15 protein-coding genes and 2 pseudogenes are annotated in these 19,995 nt (G+C 62.5%); 13 read left to right on the forward strand and 4 right to left on the reverse strand.

All coding sequences use genetic code 11. The annotated features are described in order from the left end of the window. Positions 1 to 136: 136 nt before the first annotated feature. The 9 genes and pseudogenes from FKV68_RS24415 to FKV68_RS33360 all read left to right on the forward strand — a co-directional run bounded on the left by FKV68_RS24415 (position 137) and on the right by FKV68_RS33360 (position 9,658). On the forward strand, positions 137 to 1,762 hold the full coding sequence (locus FKV68_RS24415) for an amidohydrolase (protein WP_180943113.1): 1,626 nt from the start codon (positions 137 to 139) through the stop codon (positions 1,760 to 1,762). Between the two features lie 57 nt (positions 1,763 to 1,819). Next, positions 1,820 to 3,412: an ABC transporter substrate-binding protein gene (locus FKV68_RS24420; RefSeq protein ID WP_180943114.1), complete on the forward strand. Its 1,593-nt coding sequence runs from the start codon at positions 1,820 to 1,822 to the stop codon at positions 3,410 to 3,412. Between the two features lie 81 nt (positions 3,413 to 3,493). Further along, positions 3,494 to 4,429: an ABC transporter permease gene (locus FKV68_RS24425; RefSeq protein WP_180943115.1), complete on the forward strand. Its 936-nt coding sequence runs from the start codon at positions 3,494 to 3,496 to the stop codon at positions 4,427 to 4,429. A gap of 5 nt (positions 4,430 to 4,434) precedes the next feature. Continuing rightward, positions 4,435 to 5,256, forward strand: a complete 822-nt coding sequence (locus FKV68_RS24430) for an ABC transporter permease (protein ID WP_180943116.1) — start codon at positions 4,435 to 4,437, stop codon at positions 5,254 to 5,256. Continuing rightward, positions 5,253 to 6,164 (forward strand): ABC transporter ATP-binding protein, encoded by a 912-nt coding sequence (locus FKV68_RS24435; protein WP_180943117.1) that lies wholly within the window; start codon positions 5,253 to 5,255, stop codon positions 6,162 to 6,164. The genes FKV68_RS24430 and FKV68_RS24435 overlap by 4 nt, the downstream gene beginning before the upstream one ends. Further along, positions 6,161 to 7,123, forward strand: a complete 963-nt coding sequence (locus FKV68_RS24440) for an ATP-binding cassette domain-containing protein (protein ID WP_180943118.1) — start codon at positions 6,161 to 6,163, stop codon at positions 7,121 to 7,123. The genes FKV68_RS24435 and FKV68_RS24440 overlap by 4 nt, the downstream gene beginning before the upstream one ends. Positions 7,124 to 7,304: 181 nt before the next feature. Beyond that, the gene (locus tag FKV68_RS24445) at positions 7,305 to 8,000 is read left to right on the forward strand and encodes a gamma-glutamyl-gamma-aminobutyrate hydrolase family protein (protein ID WP_180943119.1); all 696 of its coding nucleotides are present in this window, start codon (positions 7,305 to 7,307) and stop codon (positions 7,998 to 8,000) included. 165 nt (positions 8,001 to 8,165) lie between these two features. Further along, positions 8,166 to 8,905: pseudogene (locus tag FKV68_RS24450) on the forward strand (IS6 family transposase). A gap of 486 nt (positions 8,906 to 9,391) precedes the next feature. Then, the gene (locus FKV68_RS33360; RefSeq protein ID WP_245181364.1) at positions 9,392 to 9,658 is read left to right on the forward strand and encodes a beta-lactamase family protein; all 267 of its coding nucleotides are present in this window, start codon (positions 9,392 to 9,394) and stop codon (positions 9,656 to 9,658) included. A 201-nt stretch (positions 9,659 to 9,859) separates the two neighbouring features. Here FKV68_RS33360 and FKV68_RS24460 read toward each other — a convergent pair whose 3' ends face one another. After that, positions 9,860 to 10,702, reverse strand: a complete 843-nt coding sequence (locus tag FKV68_RS24460) for an isocitrate lyase/PEP mutase family protein (protein ID WP_180943120.1) — start codon at positions 10,700 to 10,702, stop codon at positions 9,860 to 9,862. Between the two features lie 186 nt (positions 10,703 to 10,888). Between FKV68_RS24460 and FKV68_RS24465 the strand changes: the two are divergent. Both FKV68_RS24465 and FKV68_RS24470 read left to right on the forward strand, forming a co-directional pair. Further along, positions 10,889 to 11,122 (forward strand): annotated as a pseudogene (locus FKV68_RS24465) (MBL fold metallo-hydrolase); the annotation flags it as partial. Between the two features lie 105 nt (positions 11,123 to 11,227). Further along, a complete protein-coding gene (locus tag FKV68_RS24470) occupies positions 11,228 to 14,842 on the forward strand; it encodes a hydantoinase B/oxoprolinase family protein (protein ID WP_180943121.1) in 3,615 nt (1,204 codons plus the stop codon). Positions 14,843 to 14,868: 26 nt separating this feature from the next. Here FKV68_RS24470 and FKV68_RS24475 read toward each other — a convergent pair whose 3' ends face one another. Then, positions 14,869 to 15,774: a LysR family transcriptional regulator gene (locus FKV68_RS24475; protein ID WP_180943122.1), complete on the reverse strand. Its 906-nt coding sequence runs from the start codon at positions 15,772 to 15,774 to the stop codon at positions 14,869 to 14,871. A gap of 119 nt (positions 15,775 to 15,893) precedes the next feature. On the opposite strand from FKV68_RS24475, the gene FKV68_RS24480 reads away from it, so the two are divergent. Both FKV68_RS24480 and FKV68_RS24485 read left to right on the forward strand, forming a co-directional pair. Next, positions 15,894 to 16,505: a glutathione S-transferase family protein gene (locus FKV68_RS24480; RefSeq protein WP_180943123.1), complete on the forward strand. Its 612-nt coding sequence runs from the start codon at positions 15,894 to 15,896 to the stop codon at positions 16,503 to 16,505. 126 nt (positions 16,506 to 16,631) lie between these two features. After that, on the forward strand, positions 16,632 to 17,579 hold the full coding sequence (locus FKV68_RS24485; RefSeq protein WP_180943124.1) for a pyridoxamine 5'-phosphate oxidase family protein: 948 nt from the start codon (positions 16,632 to 16,634) through the stop codon (positions 17,577 to 17,579). A 41-nt stretch (positions 17,580 to 17,620) separates the two neighbouring features. Here FKV68_RS24485 and selD read toward each other — a convergent pair whose 3' ends face one another. Beyond that, complete coding sequence (gene selD / locus FKV68_RS24490) at positions 17,621 to 18,679, reverse strand: selenide, water dikinase SelD (protein WP_180943125.1); 1,059 nt, start codon at positions 18,677 to 18,679, stop codon at positions 17,621 to 17,623. Positions 18,680 to 18,717: 38 nt separating this feature from the next. Next, on the reverse strand, positions 18,718 to 19,815 hold the full coding sequence (locus tag FKV68_RS24495) for a transglutaminase family protein (RefSeq protein ID WP_180943891.1): 1,098 nt from the start codon (positions 19,813 to 19,815) through the stop codon (positions 18,718 to 18,720). Between the last annotated feature and the right edge of the window lie 180 nt (positions 19,816 to 19,995).

Raw genomic sequence — 19,995 nt, forward strand, 5'->3', positions numbered from 1 at the left:
TTATTCAATCGAAACGGGTATGCCGATTTAGCATGGGGTTTTGCCAAAAGCGAATTGGCCAAGCCAGCCACAACCTTTCACGTTGCGTCAGGAGGAACGGGGCGCCGGATCGAGTGTCCCGACAGGGGAGTGTTGAATGTCTGCTGCAATTGAAGCCGATCTCATCCTGCACAATGGCCGCATCTGGCGCGGCCGGGAGGAAGGTATCAGCGAGGCCATTGCCGTCTGGCGGGGCAAGATTCTGGCCACCGGCGGAAATGGCGACATCTTGAGCCTCAAGGGGCCGCGCACGGAGGTGATCGATCTCGAAGGACGCTTCGCCAGTCCCGGTCTCATCGACAACCACCTGCACCTCATCTCGACCGGCGTCACCATGGGGTGGGTCGATGCGACGCCCGCAGCTGCCCCTACACTCGCCGCCCTGATGGCGACGCTTGCCGAGCGCGCCGCCCAGACGCCGAAAGGCGGCTGGGTTCGCGCCCGCGGTTATGACCAGGTCAAGCTCGATACCGGCCGGCATCCGACGCGGGAAGACCTCGACCGCGCCGTGCCCGATCATCCGGTGCTTTTGACGCGCGCCTGCGGCCATGTTGCGATCGCCAACTCGCTGGCGCTGAAGCTTGCTGGCGTCACCGAGGCGACGCCGGTGCCAGATGGCGGCGTGCTCGGGTTCACCGATGGCCGGCTTAACGGTTTTCTCGCCGAAAACGCGCAGAACCTCATCAAAGCCGCCATCCCCGCAATGACGACCGAGGAGCTGATCGAGGCCATCGAGCGGGGAGGGCGCTATTTGCTCTCGCTTGGCATCACGAGCTGCATGGATGCGGCCGTCGGCCAGCTCGCGGGCTTTGCAGAAATCCAGGCTTATGAAATGGCCAAGCTCTCCGGCCGCCTGCCGGTGCGCGTATGGCTGACGTTGCTCGGCGATCCCGGTGTTTCCATCGTCGAAGACTGCTGGCGAGCCGGTCTCATCTCCGGAGCGGGCGACGACATGCTGCGCGTTGGTGGCGTCAAGATCTTCCTCGATGGTTCGGCGGGCGGGCGCACCGCCTGGATGACGAAGCCCTACCGGGATGAGCCCGACAATATCGGCGTCCAGATGCTGCCCGACGCGGAGGTCGAGGCGATCGTTAAATCCTGCCATGACCGCGGCTATCAGATGGCCTGCCACGCCATCGGCGATGGCGCGATCGAGCAGCTGATCAGGGCCTATGAAAAGGCGCTGGCGGCAAATCCCGACCGGGACCGCCGCCACCGCGTGGAGCATTGCGGCTTCTCCACTGCAGAGCAGAACGCGCGTATGAAGGCGGCCGGCATCCTGCCCGCACCGCAAATGGCCTTCATCCACGATTTCGGCGACAGCTACATTTCCGTGCTTGGGGAGGAACGCGGCAAGACGTCGTATGAGATCGGTACCTGGATGCGCATGGGGTTAAAGCCTTCAACCGGCTCGGATGCGCCGGTCTGCTCTCCCGATCCCTTTTTGAACCTGCACGCCATGATCACGCGCAAGACCGGCAAAGGCACGGTAATGGGAGAGGCCGAAAGGCTGAGCCGCGAAGAGGCGCTGCAGGCCTATACCGAATACGGCGCGTACTCGCAGAAGGCCGAGGCGGTGAAAGGCAAACTGGTGCCCGGTCAATGGGCAGACATCGCCGTCTTCGACAACGACCTGCTGGAGGCACCGACAGACACAATTCTCTCAGGCACGCGCTGCCTGCTGACCCTGCTTGCAGGCCGCGTCGTGCATGACGCGCGCTGACAGCCTGCCGGACAGAAATCCGATAAAGCCGAAAATTGGCACGAGAGGGAGGACGAAATGCTGATAAGACTGACACTGGCCACAATGCTCAGCCTCGGGGTGGCTTCCGGGGCGCTCGCTGCAGGCGAACGTTCCGGTGGAACGCTCGTTTTCACCGCGCCCTATGGCTCGAGTTTCGCCACGCTCGACGTGCAGGCGAGCCCGAACACGCAGGAAGAATTCATCACCCAGGCCATCCATCGCGCGCTCTATAGCTGGGATTCCAACCAGAACAAGCCAGTGCTGGAACTGGCAAGCTCGGAAGATGTCTCCGAAGACGGCACCGTTCACACCTATCACCTGCGCGAAAACGCCGTCTTCCACAACGGTAAACCTCTGACGACCGACGACCTCATCTACAGCTACAAGCGCATCGCAAATCCAAAGAACGCCTTCCCGGGTGCCAGTTACATCGCTGTCATCAAGGGTGCGGAAGACTTCATCGCTGGCAAGGCTGAGGAGATTTCCGGTCTCAAGAAGATCGACGACCACACGCTGGAGATCACCTATACCGGCCCGATCAATCCGGGCTTTCCGCTGATGCAGAGCACAACGGTCATCTACCCGTCGAATGTTGAAGATGAATCGAGCTTCGCCAAGAACCCGATCGGCCTCGGCGCCTTCGTCTTCAAGGAGCATGTGCCGGGCTCGCAGGTGGTCGTCGAGAAGTTCGACAAGTATTATGAGGAAGGAAAACCCTATCTCGACCGCATCAACATCGTGCTGATGGCCGAAGACGCCGCCCGGGATGTCGCGTTCCGCAACAAGGAAATCGACGTTTCGATCCTCGGCCCCACTCAATACCAGGCCTATCAAGGCGAGGACAACCTGAAGGATCACCTGCTTGAAGTCGCCGAGGTCTATACCCGCAATATCGGCTTCAACCCGGCCTTTGAACCTTTCAAGGACAAGCGGGTACGCCAGGCGATCAACCACGCCATCAATGCCCCGCTGATCATCGAGCGCCTCGTCAAGAACAAGGCTTACCCCGCCTTCGGCTGGCTGCCGATCTCCTCGCCCGCCTTCGACAAGGAGAAGGCGCCCTATTCCTTCGACCCGGAAAAGGCAAAAGCACTCCTTGCCGACGCAGGCTATGCCGACGGCTTTGAATTCGAGGTAACCGCGAGCCCGAACGAAAGCTGGGGCGTGCCGATCGTGGAAGCCATTTTGCCGATGCTGAAGAAGGTCGGCATCACCGTGAAGCCGAAGCCCGTTGAGAGCTCGGCGCTCGGCGATGCCGTGACGTCGAACAACTTTCAGGCCTTCATCTGGTCGAACCTTTCGGGTCCCGATCCGCTGAATGCGCTGCGCTGCTATTATTCCAAGACGCCTCAGTCCGCCTGCAACTATACGAGCTATGCGAGCCCCGCTTTCGACGAGCTTTATGAAGCCGCCCAGCAGGAACGCGACCCGGCCAAGCAGACCGACCTTCTGCGCCAGGCCAACAATATTGTTCAGGATGACGCGCCGGTCTGGTTCTTCAACTATAACAAGGCGGTCATGGCCTATCAGCCGTGGGTCCATGGCCTCGTACCGAACGCGACGGAACTGGCGATCCAGCCCTATGACGAGATCTGGATCGACGAAACGGCTCCGGAAGCACGGAAATAACCCCTGAGAGGTTCGGGGGCGGTTTTCACCGCCCCTACATCAATCGCCGCGCCGATCCGGGCGGCCAAAATGGAACCGCTCATGCTTCGTTTTACCCTGCGTCGCACCCTGCAGGCCATCCCGACAGTGATCGTGGTGGCGTTGCTGATCTTCGTCATCTTCTCCGTGGTGCCTGGCACATTCGCGGCGAGCCTCTTTGCCGACGGTAAGCGCGCCGCCGACCCGCAGATGATCGCCCGCCTCAATGAGGAATTTGGGCTGAACAAGCCGCTGGGGGAGCGCTTCGTGACCTATGTCGCGGACCTCGCGCAATTCGAGCTCGGCACCAGCTTTCGGACCCGCCAGCCGGTTGCTGATCTCATCAACGACCGTATGGGCGCCTCGCTGCAACTCGCGGTTGCTGCCATGGTCTTCGCCCTGGTCGTGGGCGTGCCGCTCGGCTTCCTTGCGGCCCTTCGGCCCGGCTCGGTGCTCGATACGGTGACGATGATCGGAGCCGTCTCCGGCCTCTCCATGCCGCAGTTCTGGCTGGGCCTGCTGATGATGTATCTTTTCGCCCTGCAACTGAACTGGCTGCCGAGTTTCGGATATGGCGATGGTTCGTTCCGAAACCTCATCCTCCCGGCCGTCACGTTGGGCGTCACGCCGCTCGCACTCCTTGCGCGCACCACGCGGGCGGGCGTGCTCGACGTACTGAACGCGGATTTCATCCGCACCGCACATTCCAAGGGCATGAGCGAGGCGAAGGTCGTGCGCTGGCATGTGGCGCGCAACGCCCTTGTGTTGATCGTCACCACGGTTGGCCTGCAATTCGGCTCGCTGATCGGCCAGGCCGTCGTCATCGAAAAGCTCTTTGCATGGCCGGGCATCGGCTCGCTGTTGGTCGACAGTGTTGCCATCCGCGACATTCCGGTAGTGCAGGGCACGATCCTCGTCATCGTGCTGTGGTTCCTCGTCATCAATACGGCCGTCGATCTGGTCTATGCCGCGATCGATCCACGCATCAAGCAGGAGTGACGGGAATGCGCCTCGGTTTCAACTTCTGGCTCGGCGGCGGGCTGACGGGGCTGGTGATCCTCGCCGGTATTCTCGCCCCGTGGATCGCGCCTTTCGACCCGGTGCTCGACGCGGATCTAATGAATTCCGAACTGCCGCCCGACGCCATTTTCTGGTTTGGCACGGACGGGCAGGGGCGTGACGTCTATACCCGTATCCTCTATGGCGCGCAGATCTCGTTGACGGTCGGTATCGTCTCGCAGGTGATCAATTCGATGATCGGCATCACATTCGGCATGACAGCCGGCTATTGGGGTGGCTGGTGGGACGATCTCGTCAACGGCCTGACGAACGTTATGCTTGCTATTCCCTCGCTGATCTTCGCTCTCGCCGTCATGGCCGTGCTCGGCCCCGGCCTTCCATCGCTGCTCATCGCGCTTGGCCTCACCAACTGGAGCTGGACTTGCCGCATCGCCAGGTCCTCCACGCTCTCCTTGAAGTCGCAGGGTTACGTGCAGGCAGCGCAGACACTCGGCTATGGGGACGTGCGCATCATGTTCACGCAGATCCTGCCTAACATGATGGGGCCGATCCTCGTCATGGCGACGCTCGGCATGGGGTCCGCAGTTCTTTCCGAAGCAGCACTCTCCTTTCTCGGCCTCGGTATACAGCCGCCCTTCCCGAGCTGGGGCTCAATGCTGACGGATGCGCGCCAGCTCATCCAGCTCGCGCCCTGGGCGGCGATCTTCCCCGGCCTTGCCATCTTCCTGTCGGTGCTTGGATTCAACCTTCTCGGCGACGGTCTGCGTGACAGCCTCGACCCGCATATGAGGACGCGCAAGCCATGACCGGGCCGCTTCTCGACATAAAGGATCTTCGGCTCGGTATCGCACCCGGCCGCCCCGCCCATCGCCCAATCCTCAAGGGCGTCTCGTTCCAGATCATGCCCGGCGAAGCCTATGGCCTCGTCGGCGAGTCCGGGTCCGGCAAGTCGATGACGTCGCTTGCGGTCATGGGACTTTTGAAGAAGCCCCTCGTCGTCTCCGGTGGCGAAATCCTGTTCAAGGGACAGAACCTACTTGCCGTGCCAAAGCGCGAGATGCGACGCCTGCGCGGCAACCGTATCGCCATGATCTTTCAGGAGCCGATGACGGCGCTGAACCCGCTCTCTACAGTCGGCCGGCAGATTGCCGAAATGTTCGTGCTGCATCGGGGCAAGAGTTGGAGCGAAGCGGAAAAGCTTGCCGTCGAAGCTTTGGGGAATGTCCGCGTGCCCAATCCCGACCGTCGCGCAAAAAACTATCCGCACCAGATGTCGGGGGGCCTGCGCCAGCGCGTGATGATCGCCATGGCGCTCGCCTGCAACCCGGATCTTCTGATCGCCGATGAGCCGACCACGGCGCTCGATGTCACGGTGCAGGCCGAGGTGCTGCGCCTCATTAAGGAACTCTGTGCCGCGCGCGGCACAGCAGTGCTTTTCATCAGCCACGATCTCGGCGTCATCGCCAGCATATGCCAGCGGGTTGGCGTCATGTATTCGGGCTGCCTCGTTGAGGAGAACGAGACGCGCGCGCTCTTCGAAAATCCCCGCCACGAATACACTCGTGGCCTGCTTGGTGCTCTGCCGCGCCTCGGCAGTCGCAGCGACCACGGTCGCCAACGGCTGGTCGATATCGACAGCGTCATCCCCGACCGCTCGAGGTTGACGGCGACCCGCTTCATCGCGCCGCGCGGCCTGGAAGGGAGCCAGCCATGACCGCCCCCTTGTTGCAGGTGGACGACCTTCATGTCCATTTCCCCATTTCCGGCGGCGGCCTGCTTGGCATCGGGCGGCGCACGCTCCATGCCGTCAACGGTATCAGCTTTGATCTCGCCAAAGGGGAATGCCTGTCGATCGTCGGCGAGTCCGGCTGTGGCAAGACGACGACGGCGCTGTCCATCCTCGGCCTTCAGAAGATGACGAAAGGCATGATCCGCTATCGCGGCCAACCACTCGCAGGCGCCGGGGCACCCGGCCGCATGCAGCGCGCCAAAGCGGTGCAGATGGTTTTCCAAGATCCCTACGCTTCGCTTAATCCCCGCCAGTCTGTCCGTACTTCGCTTGCCGCGCCCCTGCGCCTGCACGGCATCACTGCGGCTTCGGAGATCGAGGGCCGCGTCGAAGCCATGCTGAAGAATGTCGGCCTGACCCCGGATCAGGCGGCCCGTTATCCGCACGAATTTTCCGGCGGCCAGCGCCAGCGCATAGGCATCGCCCGCGCGCTCATCCTCGAGCCGGAGATCGTCGTGTTGGATGAGCCGGTTTCCGCCCTTGACGTCTCGATCCGGGCGCAGATCATCAACCTGCTGCTGGACCTTCAGGAAAAGCTCGGCCTTTCCTACCTCATGATCAGTCACGACCTCAGCGTGGTAGAGCACATGAGTGACCGGGTGCTGGTCATGTATTTCGGCGAGGTGGTGGAAGAGGGCGGTTGGCGCGAGATCTTTGAAGCACCCGCCCATCCCTATACGCGTCGGCTGATCGCCGCCATCCCGGATCCGGATGCGGCGCTCAATCCGACCGCAAAGCAGGATCGATTCTCTGACCTGCCGCTGCTTGTGGGCCGTCGTTTCGTCTCGGACGGTGACGCCGCCCCGGATGTATTCTCCGCCCCGGGCACCTCCGAACTGATTGGGATCGGCAGGAACCACAAGGTCCGGGTTGCTTCCGCTTAGGCTGGTGTGGCGCGGCCGACGAAGCCGCAACCGCGTCTCCGGTGTGAATTGGCTTCAAAGAAACGCTTTTGCTCCCTGAGAGCATAAGTGCTGAATGTCCGATTTTTCTCGGCTATGGATGGCCGGTCTTCCTCGACTGCAAGCTGAGGCGATCAATTTTTGTAAACAGGTGGGAAACACAATGGAACGCAAGCCGAGAATTGCCGTGATCATGGATGAAAACACCAGTTCGGGTGGAGAGCGGTACGACATTTCGAAGAAATATTTTTCCGCGATCGCTCGTGCCGGCGCGTTCCCCTTTGGAATCCCGTATGTGCCTGAACTTGTCGGTCCAGCAGTGGACGAGTTTGATGGTTTCTTGAGCGTCGGCGGGCGGATAAACTTTCCCAAGGAGTGGTACGTTGATGGTGACCAGTCCAGGTTTCCGCCATCAGAGCGTCTTCCTGTTGAATTGGCGTTGATGGAAGGCTTTCTTGCTCGTGACAAGCCTGTACTCGGAATCTGCAATGGCATGCAAATGCTTGGCTGTCTGAACGGCTGCCGGATGGTTTCGGATGTATATTCGTCTTGGCCGGGGGCGCTTAACCATGATGGAAACCAAATGCTCCATGATGTGCAGGTCGCAGGCGGCACCAGAATGGCTGGTATCTTCAGTGCCGAGACATTCAAGGTGAACAGCCTTCATCGGGAGGCAATCGTCGAAATGTCCAGTGACGTGGTTGTTACGGCCCGCGGGCCAGACGGAGTAGTCGAAGCGATAGAGCTGAGTTCGCGATCTTTTGCCATGGGCTTACAGTGGCATCCAGAACTGCTCGATGCCGAAAGCCACCCCGGCGCTCGAATATTCGACGCATTTGTGAAAGCTGCGGGCGACTGAACAGAATGCGCCATGAAGACCTCGGCGGGCGGCGGTAGCTGCGTTGTGTCGCATCTCTAAAATGCCGCTACAGTGTCGGCCTTGATCCGTGCGCGAAACGACCATTTGCACACCCGCCGATCATCTGCATGCGTGACAGAGGGACGCGCATGCAACGGAAGGGCGATGTCACGTTGTCGGCAACTTAACGGGTGGCGGATAATTCGGTTGAGATGACCTCATCGACCATCAGCTACAAGAATCAGCGCTTTCCGCCGCAGATCATCGCCCGTGCGGTCTGGCTGTATATTTCCGGTTCCCGTTGAGCCTGCGGCTAGTCGAGGAAATGCTGCTGGTGCGCGGCATTGTCGTCTCTTACGAAACGATCCGGCGACGGGGCCGCAAATTCGGGACAGCCTACGCCAAGCAGTTGCGTAGAAAGAAGCCGTCGCGGAAAGCTATTTGGCATCTGGACGAGGTCGTGATTTCCATAGGCGGCCGAAAACATTGGCTGTGGCGTGCCGTCGACCAGGATGGCTACGTTCTCGACGAGATCGTCCAGTCCCGTCGCGATACCAAGGCTGCCAAACGATTGCTGGTGAGGCTGCTGAAGAAGCAAGGTCTGTCGCCGAAGCGACAAACTACGCTCATACGGAGCTGCAGGTCGGGATGTGATGCCCGGCGTCGAACATCGATCGCACAAGGGCCTTAACAATCGCGCAGAGAATTCTCACGTGCCGCTTCGAAAACGAGAGCAGATGATGCAGGGCTTTCGATCCGTAGGAGGCTTGCAACGTTTCATGTCGGTCTTTTCAGCAGTTCGAAATCTCTTCGTCGCGCCACACAAGAGACACTCAGCCCTAGCCCATATTCATCGGATCCGCGCCATGGCCCAGTGGAAAGCCGTGACCGGTGCAGCTGCCTGAGTTTACCGACAATCAAGTGTACGGCCGGTGATCAAACAACGTGACATCGCCCGCTGATCTTGTGGCGTCATCGTTCCTCTTGCGATCAAAGGGCTTTCCGTTCGCTTCCCTTCAAGGAGAGGCAATTTTTCCGGACCCTCAGGTGCGCAATGCCTCAGGAGCCAAGTGGGCCCCAGCGGCTTCCAGTACCCAGCGTAGCGTACGGCCCGCCCTTTCGCCTGAGGCTTCGGGCGTCATTTGATCCGCCTCGTCCGAGAAGACCTCATATGCAGATGGCGTGCCCGAGCCAGTTCGCATGACAGATGGAATCCAAGTTCCTCTCTACGATGCGCGCTGCACTTTTGCGCCGAGCCGCATTCTGGACGCGGCGTCTTACCAGTCCGGTGGGGCGGGAATGGTCGGCACGGCTTTCGATGTCATGAGTTTCGTAGAAGCCATCAGAATCGGGGCGGCTCCATCCTCAAGGCACCGACAGTGGACTTGATGATGTTCGACCATGTCGGTCCTCAGGCGGCGACTCAAGGTCCGGGCTGGGGCTTTGGATTTGGCTGGTCGGTGCTGTCCGACGCCTCCCAGGCGGCGACGCCCCAGGCCGAAGGAACGATCCAGTGGGGCGGCGCCTACGGGCATTACTGGTTCGTGGACCAAAAGAACCGCCTTACTGCAGTACAACTAACCAACACCGCATTCGAAGGGATGTCTGGAGCGTTTCCGTGGCAAGTCCGTGACGCGATCTACGGACAACGGAAATAGGCAAGATAGCGCAGGTCCCTAATGTTCTGCGTGTATGCCCTTTCGGATTTGCGGGGTCGACAGTTCGACTCTCATCAAGGTGAGGGATGGCAATCGACATCCGGACCCGACGGTATGTTGCCGGCTTCCGATCGTCTCAGTCGGGTGGGATTCGGAAGTCCGTTGCGAAGGTGCTGAGAGCGGCTATGTGAGACAATGCAGTCATCGCCTGTCGTCGCGCTTCTCTTGCGACATGAGCTGGCCGATGATCGCGGCAGGGAGTGCATCGGCGGCATAGGTGAACGTACCGGTCGATTTCACCTCCTCGGCCGAGCGCATCAACGCGCCGAGCGCGGCCCGTGCGAAGGAACCACCGACGCTGACCCGGCGCACCCCGGCATCCGACAGCTCCGCAACAGAGTAGCTTCGTCCTTTTAGCCCCATGACCACGTTGACGGGTTTGTCCACGGCCGCGCAGACGGTCCGGATGGCCTCAATGTCAGGCAGACCCGGGGCGTAAAGAACATCAGCCCCCGCTGCCGAGAAGGCTTGAAGCCGCCTGATCGTATCTTCCAGGTCGGGCCTTTCCCAAAGGTAGTTCTCGGCTCGTGCCGTCAGCAGGAAGGGCAGACCACGGGCCGCTTCTGCCGCAGCCCGAAGGCGTTCGACCGCGTGGGAAAGCTCGTAGATCGGAGCATCGGGATTGCCTGTCGCATCCTCGATTGATCCACCGACCAGCCCGACTCCGCAGGCCAAACGAATGGTTTCGGCGCAAGTCTCTGGCGCAGCGCCGAAGCCGTCTTCAAGGTCCGCCGAGACAGGCAGATCGGTCGCGCCGACGATCTCGGCGGCGTTCTCAAGAATCTCGCCCCTGCCGAGGCTGGCAAAGGAGTCCAGCTTGCCTTTTGAGAACGCATAGCCCGCGCTTGTGGTCGCAAGAGCCTCGAAGCCGAGACTTGCTAGCAGGCGCGCAGAACCGGCGTCCCACGGATTGGGGATGACGAATGCCTTGTCTCCGTAATGAAGTGCCTTCAGGCGCTCGAACTTGGCGTTTTGATCTAGCATCGCTTCCCCCGACGCATGGTTTCGCGAGTGAGAATAGCGGATTGAAACAGAATAGGAACAACCCCTCTGCCTATCTGTCCGCAATGGCTCGAAGCGGCCTTTGAATGGGCACTTCCCCGACGACAGTAACGGGTCGAGAGCCGTTCTTCACGAGCCGTGTGTGCGGCTTGTCGCGAGCATGTTCGGGGATGTCTGCCAACTGACGGCGACGCGGCAACCAGCAACATCGTCTTCTTCGAGCATCCCGAATGGCACTTCGGCTTCGACACCGAACCCGAAGTCGCGCTCGCGAACCGCAAGGCACTGATCGATCGCGCCGCGACCGACAAGGCCAGGCTTCTCGGCTATCACTGGGCCTATCCCGGCCTCGGCTATGCCGAACGCAAGAACGGCGCTTACCGTTTCGTCGCCGCCGAATGACGGGTGCGACGCCCGTCCTGCGACGATTGCGGATTGATCTCACGCAGCTTATCCGCTTTCAGTGAAACGACCTGAAAGCGGATAAGGCAAGTGAAGGGGATGACGATGAGCGGAACCGGGACCTGGGACTTCTGGGTGGATCGCGGCGGCACCTTCACCGACGTCATCGGCCGCGACCCCGAGGGCGCGCTTCACGCGCTGAAGGTTCTCTCCGAAAATCCCGAGGCCTACCGCGATGCGGCGGTGCACGGCATCCGGCAGCTTCTCAGGCTTTCGGTGGGCGAAGCCGTCCCGGCCGGCTTGGTCGGCGAGGTGCGGATGGGAACGACCGTCGCCACCAACGCGCTTCTCGAGCGCAAGGGCGAGCGGCTGGCGCTGGTCACCACGCGCGGTTTCCGCGATGCGCTCAGGATCGGCTACCAGGAGCGCAAGAAGATTTTTGCGACCGAAATCATCAAGCCGGAGGCGCTCTACCAGGACATCGTCGAACTCGATGAGCGCGTGCTGGCGGACGGCTCGATCGAGCGGCCGCTGAACGAAGTTGAAGCGCAGCGCGCGCTCGAAGACTTGAAGGCGAAAGGCTACCGGGCGGTCGCGATCGTCTTCATGCACGCCTACAAATATCCTGATCACGAGGCGCTGGTCGCACGGCTCGCGCGCGCGCTCGGTTTCGAGCAGGTCTCTGTCAGCCATGAGGTCTCGCCGCTCGTCAAATATGTCGGCCGCGGCGACACCACCGTCATCGACGCCTATCTTTCGCCGGTGCTCGGCCGCTACGTGGCGCAAGTCTCCAATGAACTCGACGTCGGTCGCTCCGGGGCGCGCATCATGTTCATGATGTCGTCGGGCGGCCTGACGGCGGCGGACATGTTCCAGGGCAAGGATGCGATCCTTTCCGGACCGGCCGGCGGCGTCGTTGGCCTCGCGAAGACCGGAGAGGCGGCGGGATTCGATCGCATCATCGGTTTCGACATGGGCGGAACCTCGACTGACGTCGCCCATTTCGACGGCGAATACGAGCGCGCCTTCGAGACCGAGGTTGCCGGCGTGCGCGTGCGCGCGCCGATGATGCTGATCCATACGGTCGCCGCCGGCGGCGGCTCGATCCTCCATTTCGATGGTGAGCGCTTTCGCGTCGGCCCGGACTCGGCCGGCGCCAATCCGGGCCCGGCCTGCTACCGCAACGGCGGACCGCTTGCCGTCACCGACGCCAATGTCATGCTCGGCAAGCTGATGCCGGAATTCTTTCCGGCGCTGTTCGGACCGGAGCAGAACGAGCGGCTGGACGTCGAGACCGTGCGGGCGCGCTTTGCGGCGCTGGCGCAGGAGATCGGCGACGGGCGGAGCGCGGAAGAGGTCGCCGACGGCTTCATCCGCATTGCGGTTGCCAACATGGTCGAGGCGATCAAGAAGATTTCCGTCCAGCGCGGCTACGACGTGACGCGCTATGCGCTGAGCTGCTTCGGCGGCGCCGGCGGCCAGCACGCCTGCCTGGTGGCGGATGCGCTCGGAATGAAGAATATTCTCGTCCATCCGATGTCCGGCCTGCTTTCGGCCTATGGCATGGGGCTCGCGGACATCCGCGCCACGCGTCAAAAGGCGCTCGGCGTCGGGCTCGACGCGGACGCGCCGCCGGCGCTGGCGGGGCTCGGCAATGAGCTTAGGAGCGAGTGCCTTGCGGAGCTCGAGGCGCAGGGCATCCCACCGCATCTCGTCCGCACCTATCTGCGCGCGCATGTCCGCTATGCGGGCACGGACACGGCGCTCGCCGTCGAGGCGCGTTTTCCGGAACAGGACGATGCCGCGCGATTGCGCGGAGAATTCGAACTCATGCACAAGCGACGCTTCGGCTTCGTCGCCGAGAACAAGGCGCTGGTGATCGACGCGGTCGAGGTCGAGACCGTCGGTGGCGGTGCGGCTGAGATGGAGGTCGAGGGCCTCGCCATCGACTCCGGTGCGCCCGATGTCAGCCGGCGAACCCGCTTCTATTCGCTGGGCCAATTCCATGATGCGCCGGTGGTGCTGCGCTCCGAGATCAATCCGGGGCAAAAGCTTGCAGGCCCGGCGATCGTCATCGAACCCAACCAGACCATTGTCGTGGAAGACGGCTGGCAGGCGGAGCTGACCGCGAAGGACCATATCGTGCTGACGCGCATCACGCCGCTGCCGGAACGCACCGCCATCGGCACCAAGGCCGATCCGGTGATGCTGGAGATCTTCAACAACCTCTTCATGTCGATCGCCGAACAGATGGGTGTCACGCTGCAGAACACCGCCTATTCGGTCAACATCAAGGAGCGGCTCGACTTTTCCTGCGCGGTTTTCGACAACAACGGCAATCTTGTCGCCAACGCACCGCACATGCCGGTGCATCTCGGATCGATGGATGCCTCCGTCGCGACCGCGATCCGCGAAAACCCCGTCATCCATCCGGGCGACGTGTTCCTGATCAACGCGCCCTATAACGGCGGCACCCATCTGCCGGACCTGACGGTCTGCACGCCGGTCTTCGACGATGCCGGTCGCGAAATCCGCTTCTGGGTCGCAAGCCGCGGCCATCACGCGGATATCGGCGGCATCTCGCCGGGATCGATGTCGCCGCTTGCGACCAATATCGAGGAGGAAGGCGTCTATATCGACAACTTCAAGCTCATCGACCGCGGCCGCTTCTGCGAGGAGGAGCTGGAGAAGCTCTTGAACGGGGCGCGCTATCCGGTGCGCAACATCCTCCAGAACGTCAACGACCTGAAGGCGCAGGTCGCGGCCAACGAGAAGGGTGTCGCGGAACTGAAGAAAATGATCGGCCAGTTCGGCGAGGACGTGGTCGAGGCCTATATGGGGCACGTTCAGGACAATGCCGCCGAAAGCGTGCGCCGCGTGCTCGACCAGTTGCGCGACGGCAAATTCTCCTACGAAATGGACCAGGGCTGCCGGATCGTCGTGAAGATCTCCGTCGATCGCGAAAACCGGGAGGCGACGGTGGATTTCACCGGCACGTCGGAGCAGCGCGCCGACAATTTCAACGCGCCGGCGCCGGTGACGCGCGCCGCGGTGCTCTATGTCTTCCGGGTGTTGGTCGAGGCCGATATTCCGATGAATGCCGGCTGCCTGCGGCCGATCCGCATCGTCATCCCGGAAGGCACGATGCTGACGCCGCGCTATCCGGCGGCGGTCGTCGCCGGCAATGTCGAGGTCAGCCAGGCCGTCACCAATTGCCTGTTCGGTGCCGTCGAGGCGCAGGCGGCTGCGCAAGGAACGATGAACAATCTCACCTTCGGCAACGCGAACTACCAGTATTATGAAACGATCTGCTCGGGCGCCCCGGCGGGTCCCGGGTATAACGGTGCCGATGCCGTTCACACCCACATGACCAATTCGCGGCTTACCGATCCCGAAATTCTCGAAACGCGGTTTCCGGTGGTGCTGGAGGATTTCCACATTCGTAAGGATTCCGGCGGCCGCGGAAAATGGACGGCCGGCAACGGCACAAAGCGTACAATCCGCGCTCGCGAACGGCTGGACTTCGCCATCCTCTCCGGTCACCGCCGTGTCGCGCCCTTCGGGTCGAAGGGCGGAGAGCCGGGCGAGCTCGGTCGCAACAGCGTTCGGCGCAATGATGGCCGTATCGAGGAACTGCCGGGCTGTGCCCACACGGTTCTGGAAGCCGGCGAGGCCTTCACCGTCGTGACGCCGACCGGCGGCGGATATGAAAAGGCCTGAGGATCGCTGGCCAGAGGCACGGCTCTTCAAGCCTCGGCATTCACTCCGGCACGGCGCCGCAGGCGATCGCCTGCGAAATCCACGAACGCCCGCACCCGGGCGGAAACCATGCGCCCCTCCGCGTGCACGATGTGAATCGGCACCGGTGCGCGCTCGTAGTCGGCAAGCACCACCTTGAGCCGGCCTGCCTCTATCTCCGGCGCCACCTGGTACGACTGAAAGCGCGACAGTCCCCAACCGGCGACCGCGGCAGCGATGGCCGCGTCGTTGGTGTCGACGATGAGGCGGGCGGTGATCGGAACGCGAATGCTGCCGTCACGGCCGAAGAGCCATTCCGAATGGCCGAAAAGGCCCTCCCGGCCGATAATGCGGTGATGCGCAAGATCCTGCGGTTCCTTCGGCTCGCCGAAGCGAGCGAAATAATCCGGCGAGCCGCAGAGGACCTGCCTGACCGAACCGACGCGGCGAGCAATGAGGCCAGAGGCGGGAAGCGCTGCGATGCGCACGGCGACATCCAGTCCTTCCTCGACCAGGTTGGTCACCCGGTCGAGGAAGACGGTCTTCACCTGCATGGCGGGGTAGCGATCGAGAAAATCGAGAACGACAGGGAGCACGTGGATGCGCCCGAAAAGCGCCGGCGCCGTCACCGTGAGCAGCCCAGCCGGGTGCGTGAAGCTCCCCGCCGCATTGGCCTCCGCCTCGGCAATCTCCGCCAGAATGCGCCGGCAATCGGCCGCGTAGCCTTCGCCCGCCGCAGTCAGCTTCAGCGAACGGGTCGTGCGGACGAGCAGCCGCGTGCCGATGATCTCCTCCAGCCTGGCAATCGCCCGCGTCACCGATGGCGGGCTCATGTGCAGTATCTTGGCGGCAGGGGCAAACCCGCCGCATTCGACCACCTGCACGAAGATCCGCATTGCCTGCCAGCGATCCATCGCCTTCCCGCTTTGCCCAATTATTGCGCTTAGTGAAATGGTCTAGTGTTTTTCGAGGTGCTTATCAACGTCACGTTTAACAATCATCTTGGTGCTGTTCTATTCTTCGGGAGGCAGACATGAAGCTCTATTATCACCCGCTGTCCGGCCATGCGCATCGCGCCCGGCTCTTTCTCTCGCTGATCGGCATCGAGCACCAGCTTGTGCTCGTCGATCTCGCCAAGAAGGAGCACAAGGAGCCGCAGTTCCTTGCGCTCAACCCCTTTGGCCAGGTTCCGGTGCTTGATGACGGCGGTACGATCATCTCCGATTCCAACGCCATCCTCGTCTATCTCGCGAAGAAGGCGGGACGCACGGACTGGCTGCCCGAAGACCCCGAGGGCGCGGCCGCCGTTCAGCGCTGGCTTTCGGTCGCCGCCGGCCAGATCGCGCATGGCCCGGCGCAGGCGCGCCTCATCAACGTGTTCAAGGCGCCCTATCGGGCGGAAGAGGTCATTCCCCGTGCCCATGCGATCCTGACGCTGATCGAGGCGACGCTTGCGGGCCGGAGCTGGATTGCCGCGGAGCGGCCGACCATCGCCGATGTCGCGCTTTACAGCTATGTGGCAAGCGCGCCGGAAGGTGACGTCGATCTTTTGCCCTATCCCAACATCCGCGCCTGGCTCAGCCGCATCGAAGCTTTGCCGGGCTTTGTCGATTTCCAGAAAACGGCTGTCGGTCTGGCAGCCTAGAGCGGGATGAGGAAAACTGTGCGCGGTTTTCCGCCCGCATCCCGCTCTAACTTATTAGAATCGATCACGCTTATGATTTTGGGTCGATTCGACCCAAAATCATCGTGATCTAGGGAGACACAATTCATGGACCATACGCTCCTCGATCCTTCGCCCTGGCATGCGGGCGAGCTTGCGCTGCAGACGCGGTTCGGTGTGGAAGCGCGCATGGACGAGATCGGCCGTCGGGTTCTGCGCGACCATCTGATCGACCAGCACCGGGAATTCTATCCTCTCCTGCCGATGGTGGTGCTGGGCGCGGTCGACGGGGACGGCGACGTGTGGGCCACGCTCCGGGCGGGGCGCCCCGGCTTCCTCCATGCACCGGACGCTCACCGGCTCACCGTCGAGCTCGCCAGAGAGCCGGTGGATCCGGCCGAGGCGGGCATGGAGGATGGCGCCTCGCTCGCCCTCCTCGGCATAGATCTCGCCACGCGGCGCCGCAACCGGTTGAACGGCACCCTCAGCCGACACCCGCGCGGGTTCGATCTGAGCGTCGGCCAGAGCTTCGGCAACTGCCCGAAATACATCCAGCTCCGCGAGGTGCAATTCGTCCGCGATCCGTCGGAGCCGCCGGCCGTGCCCCCCACTTGGAGCTCAGAGCTCGACGCACCCGCCCGCGCCCTGATCCGGCAAGCGGACACGTTCTTCGTTGCCACCTATGCGGACCTTCCCGCCGGACGGCAGGTGGACGTTTCCCATCGCGGCGGGCGCGCGGGATTCGTTGATGTCGGCGAAGACGGCTGGCTGACGATCCCGGACTTCGTCGGCAACCGCTTCTTCAACACGCTCGGCAATATCGCGCTCAATCCGCGCGCCGGACTCGTTTTTCCGGACTTCTCGACGGGCGGCCTGCTGCAGATGAGCGGCGCGGCCGAACTCATGCTCGATCACCCCGCTGGCAAGGGCCTCGAAGGGGCAGAGCGCTACTGGCGGTTCCGTCCGCGCCGCATCGTCTGGCGGCCGGAGGCGCTGCCGATCCGCTACGATCTTGCCGAATGGTCACCCTTCGCGCTCGCCACCGGCACCTGGTAGCGTGCCGCATGGCTTCGTTTGAACCCGGTCTGATCAGGCGGTCAGGCGATGACGCGCAAGCCTGGCTCGCCGTCCTCGACTGCGCCGATGATGCGCGCTGCGGGATAACCTGCGGCGACGATCTCTTCGAGCAGCGCGTCCGCCTGAGCCGCGCGGCATGACACGAGAAGACCGCCGGAGGTTTGAGGGTCCGTCAGGATGTGGCGCCGCCATGCCGGGAGATCGTCCGGCAGCACCACGGCCGTGCCGTAGCTTGCCCAGTTCCGGTGTGATGCGCCGGTCACGAAGCCCTGCTCTGCAAGTTCTCTGCACCGGGCGAAGAGCGCGATGGCGTCCGCATCGATCGCAATCCGCCTGTTCGACCCTCGCGCCATCTCGAGTGCGTGGCCGAGAATACCGAAACCGGTGACGTCGGTGACGGCATGGACGTGGGGATGTTTGGCGAGTTCGGCGCCGACACGGTTCAGCAGCGTCGTCGATTGGATGAGTTCGGCATAGGCGTCTACCGGCAGCGCGCCCTTCTTGAAGGCCGCGGAATAGATGCCGACACCCAGCGCCTTCGTCAGGATCAGCACGTCGCCGGCGCGCGCGCCGCTGTTGCGGCGAATATTGGCGGTCGAGCCCGTGCCGATCACCGCCAGGCCATAGATCGGCTCCGGGGAATCGATCGAGTGGCCGCCTGCGACCGGAATGCCGGCCTCGGCGCAGATGGCGCTGCCGCCCTTAAGGATTTCCCGCACCATTTCGGCCGGAATCTTGTCGATCGGCATGCCGAGGATGGCGAGCGCCATGATCGGCTTTCCGCCCATGGCATAGACGTCGGAAATGGCGTTGGTCGCGGCGATCCGGCCGAAATGGAAGGGGTCGTCGACCATCGGCATGAAAAAATCGGTGGTGGCGATCACGCAGGTCTCATCGTCGAGCTGCCAGACGGCGGCATCGTCCCCCGTTTCGGTGCCGACGATGAGCCGGGAGAACGGGCTGCCCGCAGGCTGATCGGCAAGCAATTGCTGCAGGACCGACGGCGCCAGCTTGCAGCCGCAGCCGCCGCCATGGGCAAGTGCCGTCAGGCGGGGCGATGTCGCGCTCGAACTATCCATAAGGGCCTCCAAATGTCTTCACAAAGACCAGCACACGGTCAGACGAAAATTTCGCGAGAACGGATCGAATATTTGAACGCATCGGGCTCGAGGCAATCGAGTCTTGCCGACGCGACTTCCGCCTGCGGATACATCAGGAAACCGATATCCGGTCCGGACGCTCCGGGCAGCGCCACGTCGCGCAGATCGTTGTATGCGATCCAGTTGCCCTCCCAGGCGCCAAACAAGGTTTCGCGTGCCGCCACCACCTTGCGATCACCGGCGGCGAGCCCTCGCTCTGCTTCCTCGAGCATGACCTTTCTGACGTCGGCGGGATCGACGGGCACCCAGCCGAAACCGGAAAGATAAACTTCCGCGCGGCAGTGCTGGGCCTTGGTGACGATCTCGTTCTTCGCTCCGAGACTCTTGTAGCCGAATTTCGATGGTGCCACGCGCAGGCCGTAAAGGTCGCGTGCAGGCAGGCCCGCGGCCCGCGCCAAGCCGACAAAGAGCGGATTGATGTCGGCGCACTTCCCGCCAAGATCGCCGCTCTTCAGCATGGCCACGACATCACCGGTGCCGCAGCCGCGGGTCGCGGCCCGGCGGTAGGTGTTGGCAACCACCCAATCGTAGATCAGCCGCGCCTTTTCGACGTCGTCGGTGACCGATCCGACAATCCGGTCTGATGTTTCCTTCACGATACCGTCGGTCGGAACCAATGGCGTTCCGGTGAGATATCGGGCGCGCTCGGCGGGAGTAAGTGGCGCGGCTGCCGTCGGTTTCGTCAGGTCGATGGCCCGATCGCGCGTGGCGGCATGGCTGACGATCTCGACGGCAGGCGCCGAAACGCCGGCATTCCAAACAACGAGAAGCATATCGCCCTGGACGGCGTCACTCGAAACGATCCTGGCCTCGGTGGCGTTGCTCGTCCAGGCGCTGGTTCCGGGCCGGTTCCAGCCATTGCCGGCGAGGGCTGGCAACGGGATCCAGGCCCGCGCGCCGCCTTCGGTGCCGGAAAGCTCGATGCGCGTCGTGATTTCGAAGGTCCGCCATGCGCCGGGTTCGGGCGCGAAGGCGGAATTTGCGAAGGAGATCCTCGGTAAGGCGGCGGTTGCCGAAAGCGCGGCGCCCAGCTTCAGAATTTCGCGACGGTACATCATCATTTGCCCTCCCGATTGACCGAATGGATCCACCAGGCGGCGCTGCTGCATGTCTCCTTAAATCGATCTCGATTCAAGGACAAAGACATGCAGCAATTCAAAGTGCTACAGCGACCTTTGCGCGTCTGATAAGACGCTCGGCGCTGTAGGCGTGCACCGCCCGCGAAAAGGTGTGGT

It is taken from the genome of Sinorhizobium mexicanum, assembly GCF_013488225.1.
Taxonomy (GTDB): domain Bacteria; phylum Pseudomonadota; class Alphaproteobacteria; order Rhizobiales; family Rhizobiaceae; genus Sinorhizobium; species Sinorhizobium mexicanum.

What these genes read in the sequence shown, in the direction of transcription:
- FKV68_RS24415 (WP_180943113.1), top strand. Translation starts at nt 137, where the DNA reads ATGTCTGCTGCAATTGAAGCCGATCTCATCCTGCACAATGGCCGCATC.
- FKV68_RS24420 (WP_180943114.1), top strand. Translation starts at nt 1,820, where the DNA reads ATGCTGATAAGACTGACACTGGCCACAATGCTCAGCCTCGGGGTGGCT.
- FKV68_RS24425 (WP_180943115.1), top strand. Translation starts at nt 3,494, where the DNA reads ATGCTTCGTTTTACCCTGCGTCGCACCCTGCAGGCCATCCCGACAGTG.
- FKV68_RS24430 (WP_180943116.1), top strand. Translation starts at nt 4,435, where the DNA reads ATGCGCCTCGGTTTCAACTTCTGGCTCGGCGGCGGGCTGACGGGGCTG.
- FKV68_RS24435 (WP_180943117.1), top strand. Translation starts at nt 5,253, where the DNA reads ATGACCGGGCCGCTTCTCGACATAAAGGATCTTCGGCTCGGTATCGCA.
- FKV68_RS24440 (WP_180943118.1), top strand. Translation starts at nt 6,161, where the DNA reads ATGACCGCCCCCTTGTTGCAGGTGGACGACCTTCATGTCCATTTCCCC.
- FKV68_RS24445 (WP_180943119.1), top strand. Translation starts at nt 7,305, where the DNA reads ATGGAACGCAAGCCGAGAATTGCCGTGATCATGGATGAAAACACCAGT.
- FKV68_RS33360 (WP_245181364.1), top strand. Translation starts at nt 9,392, where the DNA reads ATGTTCGACCATGTCGGTCCTCAGGCGGCGACTCAAGGTCCGGGCTGG.
- FKV68_RS24460 (WP_180943120.1), bottom strand. Translation starts at nt 10,702, where the DNA reads ATGCTAGATCAAAACGCCAAGTTCGAGCGCCTGAAGGCACTTCATTAC.
- FKV68_RS24470 (WP_180943121.1), top strand. Translation starts at nt 11,228, where the DNA reads ATGAGCGGAACCGGGACCTGGGACTTCTGGGTGGATCGCGGCGGCACC.
- FKV68_RS24475 (WP_180943122.1), bottom strand. Translation starts at nt 15,774, where the DNA reads ATGGATCGCTGGCAGGCAATGCGGATCTTCGTGCAGGTGGTCGAATGC.
- FKV68_RS24480 (WP_180943123.1), top strand. Translation starts at nt 15,894, where the DNA reads ATGAAGCTCTATTATCACCCGCTGTCCGGCCATGCGCATCGCGCCCGG.
- FKV68_RS24485 (WP_180943124.1), top strand. Translation starts at nt 16,632, where the DNA reads ATGGACCATACGCTCCTCGATCCTTCGCCCTGGCATGCGGGCGAGCTT.
- selD (WP_180943125.1), bottom strand. Translation starts at nt 18,679, where the DNA reads ATGGATAGTTCGAGCGCGACATCGCCCCGCCTGACGGCACTTGCCCAT.
- FKV68_RS24495 (WP_180943891.1), bottom strand. Translation starts at nt 19,815, where the DNA reads ATGTACCGTCGCGAAATTCTGAAGCTGGGCGCCGCGCTTTCGGCAACC.